The 5,829-nt window shown below is 40.4% G+C and carries 1 protein-coding gene; it reads left to right on the plus strand.

Features of this window, described 5'->3' with window-relative positions:
* Positions 1-38: 38 nt before the first annotated feature.
* The coding region (locus ACOVQQ_RS01440) for a beta strand repeat-containing protein (RefSeq protein ID WP_421816617.1) at positions 39-5,829 on the plus strand (5,791 nt) is incomplete at its 3' end.

Genomic DNA, 5,829 nt, shown 5'->3' on the forward strand with positions numbered 1-5,829 from the left:
AAAAGTGCCGGACTCTTAAAAAATTTAAAACTATTTTTATGAATCAATTTTTACGTATTGTTCAAAACAGACGGAAATTTTGGATGTTGTTTTATCTGGTTTCAGTGGTTGCCGTGTATTCGCAACCATCGGTATTATTCACCAGTTTAAATAATACAACACCAGCGCCAAACAATTTGCGTTTTTCTTTGTCTGCTCTGTCTCCAACCTTTAATCAGGTTCGTTTTCAGTCTAATCAAAGTGTAAATGCGAGTACTGCAACTTGGGCATTTCACATCGGTACGCCGGGTACTCCAAATTACAATTCAAATTGGCGGCCATATACGGGTGGCAACACACTCTCTGTGAACACGTATATTCCAGTAGGATTTGCCAATGGTGCGCGTTTCAATAGTAATGGTGGTGGTAGCGATGGTTTACTGCCGGCAATTACTAGCGGAAATTATTACACATTTAACGTGACTAATAATGCTGGTGATAATATTATGCAGTTGCTAGAAACCAATTTTAATCCAAAAACCTTTTCCAACGTTGCTTTTACAACACCTGCAAATACAAACAGTTCGGCTAGAGTAACGCTAACATCTTCGGCTCCTTTGTCTGTTGGCGAAAATGTTTTTGTTCGCTACTCATTCGATAACTATGTAACTTCCACTTTAGCGGAGGTAACTTTTATTGGAACCTCAGGGACGGCATATATACCTTGTAGAGGGAGTGCTGGTAATGTAAGTTTTTACGTGTATTCGAGCAACAAGACTTTGGTGCAAATAAACGCTGATGTTGCTACAAACGGTCAGACCGCGCACGATATGGCAACGCTAAACCTCAACAATAATGGCGGTGCCAACTACAGTTATACGCAAGGTACGGGTAGCGCTACAAATTTTGCTGGCGACTATGTGATTCCGAGCAGCTGTTATCCAACTTTAGCGTCGTTTATTACCGCTTTAAATGCAGGCACAATAACAGGAGCTGTAAATTGTTACATCAATGCGGGTTATACAGAAACTGCTCCAGCGGGTGGATTTACCATTACTGCCACAGGTACTACTACTAACACCATTACATTTATCAAAAATGGTAGCGGTGCAAACCCAACGTTTACCGCTCCAGCACATACAGCGGGTTCATTAACCGACGCGGTAATAAAAATTATCGGTGGTGACTTTATTACTATTGATGGACTTACGTTGCAGGAACGCAACTTTACGCCAGTCTCAGCAGATACTGCATCAGGAACTAATACGATGACTGAGTTTGGCGTGGCATTGTTATATGCTTCAGCAACAAATGGTGCGCAAAATAATTTGGTTCGAAACTGTACAATTTCTTTGAACAGAACTTATACAAACAGTTTCGGTATTTATAGTAACACCCGTCATACAGCTACAGCTGTCGCAACTACTGCTGATATCACAGCTACAACAGGGTCGAATAGTAATAACCGTTTTTACAGCAATACTATTAGTAATGTCAATATGGGTATCGCATTAATAGGCTCTGGTAATGCCTCGTTTATGGATACCGGAAACGATATTGGCGGAACATCTTCGGCTACAGGTAACACGATCACAAATTGGGGTGGTGCTAGCGCTGCCGGTGGTTTTAATTCAAACACGGTTACAAACTATTGTATATTTTTGAATCATCAAGTGGGCGAGAATGTGTCGTTTAATACCATTACAAGTGCCACTGTCTCGGGTACTGCTGTTACTTTTAGAGGTATTTTTAAAAATTATTCCGTTATAGCACCAACAGGTACTTTTACTTCAAATATTAACAACAATACCATTACTCTAAATAGTGGTTTTACGAGTGGTACGTTTGAGCATATTAATTCTCAGGGTATGACTGCATTAGCGACTGCTACGATAAATATCAACAATAACACGATACTAAATTCAGCGGTTTCTGGCACGGCATCTAGTTCAAATATTATTGGCATTGCTAACTCGTCCGCTCCGGGCACTTTGAGCATTTCTTCAAACGTGTTCCGCGGTATAACATCTACAGCAACTACAGGAGGATTTACTGCTATCTCTAATTCGGGCGCTGTTGTAAATACTATTAATATTACAAACAATCAGATTGGGAATGCTTCGGGTAACGCTGTAACGTTTAGTGCTGCCACTTCTGGCACGGTGAATGGTATAAGTAATTCAGGAGGCGCTACAACTGCGGCCTTAGTTATTACCGGTAACGATTTTAGAGGTATTGTTCATAGTACTGCAGGAACATCAGCTCATAACTACATAATTAATAGCGCTGCGACACTGTCTCAAAACATTAGTTCGAATACGTTCACAAACTTAACGGTTAATACAACGGGTAGCGTAACTATGATTAGCAACAACGTTGCTTTAACGAGTACAGGCTCCAAAACAATTAATAACAACAGCATCGTTACTGGGTTTAATAAAACCGGTGCAGGTGGGACACTTACATTACACTTTGATAATGCTAATTCAGTTGCAGGTAGTACGGTCTCTAATAACGGAAATAATTTCAGTAACATCACAGTATCTGGCTCTACAATTATCGACGGTTTTAGAAATACTGATGGCGGGTCTCCGACTAAGAATGTACAAAATAATACATTTACAAACTGGACCGCCGGCTCAGGTGCTGTTGTGGCATTAACAGTGAGTTTTAATGCAGCTGCTCAAACTGTTTGTTCAGGTAACTTGGTAAGTAATATAACAAGTTCAGGAAATATTACTGGAATCACGACTGCGGCAGGAAATATTGATTTGTCTGGTAATACAGTCCATTCCCTAACTTCATCAGGCGCTAGCACTGTTTCAGGTATTTCTGTTACTGGTGGATCTTCTGGAGTTGTGCAAAATTTTTCTCGTAACAAAGTGTTTAATTTAGAAAACTCGAATGCTAGTGGTTTTGTAAATGGAATGCTTGTTTCGGGTGGTGTAACTGTTAACCTCTTCAATAACGTTATCGGAGATTTAAGAACACCAAATGCTAATGCAGCAAACGCACTAATTGGTTTGAATATTACAGGAGGAACAACTGTTAATGCTTCTTTTAATACAGTGCGATTAGCTGCAACCAGTGCAGGTGCATTATTTGGTTCAAGTGCTATTTCTGCGTCAACAACTCCTACACTAACATTAAGAAATAATAATTTCGTTAACCTATCTACCGCAAACGGTACAGGTTTAACTGTAGCTTACAGAAGATCTTCAACAACCTTGTCTTCGTACAATGCTGCATCGAATAACAATAATTTCTTTGCAGGAGCACCATCGGCAAGTAATGTTGTTTTTAATGATGGTACAAATACCGATCAAACCATTGCGGCTTATAGATCGCGAGTATCTACAAGAGATAATGCTTCTTTTTCGGAGAATGCAAATTTTGCCAGTACAACGGGTTCTGATGCGAATTTCTTGAATATCAACACTTCAATTGCAACGCAATTAGAAAGTGGAGGTATTCCTGTGAGTGGAATTACCACAGATTTTGCGGCTGCTACTCGAAATACTTCGACTCCTGATGTTGGGGCGTTTGAATTTTCAGGAACTCCTTTAGATTTGGTAGCGCCGTCAATTACTTACAACAACCTCACAAACGGAATTGTTGAAAGTACACGTCAATTTTCAGGAATTGCAGTTGTAGATCCATCGGGAGTAAACACAGCAACTGGCACTAGACCTAGAATCTACTACAAAAAGTCAACGGACACGAATGACCTATCAGGATGGAAATTCGTTGAAGCAACTAATACAAGTTCTCCATTTACATTTACTATTGATTACAGTTTGCTTTCATCAGGCTCGGTTGTAGCAGGTGATGTTATCCAGTATTTCGTCGTTGCACAAGATAATGCAGCGCCTACTGTTGGCATAAATTCTGGACAATTTGCAGCGCAACCCTCTTCTGTAGCACTTACTTCTGCTGCATTTCCTATAACGGGAACGATTAATTCATACAACATTGTAAACAGTATTTCAGGTTTAATTACTGTATGTAGTTCTGGTTGTACGTATTCATCGCTCACCTTGGCTGGAGGAGCTTTCGAAGCAATTAATAACTCAGCAGTAGTTGGCGATATTACGATACAAATCAATGGAAATCTTTCTGGTGAGAACGGAACGATTGCGCTAAACGAATTTGCTGCTCCTCATACGATTACAATCAAACCACAAAATGCAGGAACGACTATTACAGGCTCGTCTGCTACGGGAATCGTTGTGTTGAACGCAGCTGATCGTGTGATCATTGATGGTTCGATTGGAACAACAGCAAATACGGTTTGTCCTTTGAGCCAAGCAACCCGCGATTTAACCATTTCGAATACGAATACAGGTACGTTATCTGGAGTGATCGTCCTTCAAAATGCAGGGACTAATGGTGCTTCAAACAATATTATTCGAAATCTCATTTTAGTTGGTCAAGCTAAGAATACGACAAGAGCTTGTATTGGAATGGCTCAACTTTCCGCGGGATCTGGAAATAATAACAATCAGTTTGTGAACAACGATTTAAGATCGGCTCAAAACGGTATTGCTATTACGGGATTTAGTGCGACAAATAAAAATACAGGTAATATCATCCGATTGAACAAAATAGATGGAACAGGAACACAAGCCATAGGAATTTCGGGTATTTCTGCGAGTTTTGAAGACAATCTATTGGTCGATGCGAACACAATTGCCAATGTTTTACCAACAGGCAGTGCAGATGGCTTTGGTATTGCTTTAGGAGCGGTGAGCGTTTCGAATATTTTAACTTCGGGAAATGAGGTTACTAATTATACCATAACCAATAACAGCATCACTAATGTTTCTGGGGCCTCGACATTTTCGTCAGTTGGAATATTTGCATGTACGACATCTACGGCTGGAATTGTAAACACAATTGCAAATAACAGTATTGCAAATACAATCAGTGATGCAACTTCTCCTGACCTAGGAGCCTCGATTTATTTAGGAGGAGGCTCAGGTACAACGCGTGTTTACCATAACACTATTTCAATGGCAGGAACAAGAACTGGCGGAAATCAAGCGAACTATGGTATTGCTGTTGCAGGAAGTAATCCAATTATTGACCTAAGAAATAATATTATCGTAAATTCTGTAGTTGTTGGTACTGGCACAACGCTGGGAGTAGGCTCTTACGCAATAGGATTTGCTTACAATACTTACACTAACCTTACAATCAACAATAACAACTATTTCACCTCGGGTACTCAAGCAAAATTTGCCAAAGTAGGTTCTCTCGTAACGGCTTCGGGCACAGATGTTGCTAACCTTTCAGGTTTACAATCAACAATAGGCCAAGATGCCAATTCGTTAAATGTGAGTCCTGCGTTTGTGAGTGGTACTAATTTGCGATTGCTCGACGATTCAGCTAACTTAGCTATTTCCACTGGTGGTGCGAACTTAAATGCTTTTGCGCCAACAGATATTGATTGCGCAACTCGTCCGGCAACACCTTCGCTTGGATTCTTTAATATTACTATTTCATCTTGTACAGCTGCAATTGCAGGAACTGCTACAGCTGCTGTTCCTACTATTTGCGGGTCTGGAAGCACCACGCTGTCGGCTACGGGTTATTCAGGAGGTGTTGGTACTACTTATCAATGGCAAAGTAGTGCAGACGCTGCCTTTACAACGCCAGTTAATTTGGGTACTGCTTTACCATCTTATGCAAATGCATCTACAGGAACTATAACTACTACAACCTATTACCGACTTGTAGTAACTTGTTCTAATGGAAATATTCAATCGGTTTCAAATGTGGTTACTGTAACAGTCAATCCAATTCCAACAGCAACTGCAAGCAGCAATAGTCCTGTTTGTGTTGGTCAAC

Origin of the sequence: Flavobacterium sp., assembly GCF_049240005.1 — a bacterium.
Classification (GTDB): domain Bacteria; phylum Bacteroidota; class Bacteroidia; order Flavobacteriales; family Flavobacteriaceae; genus Flavobacterium.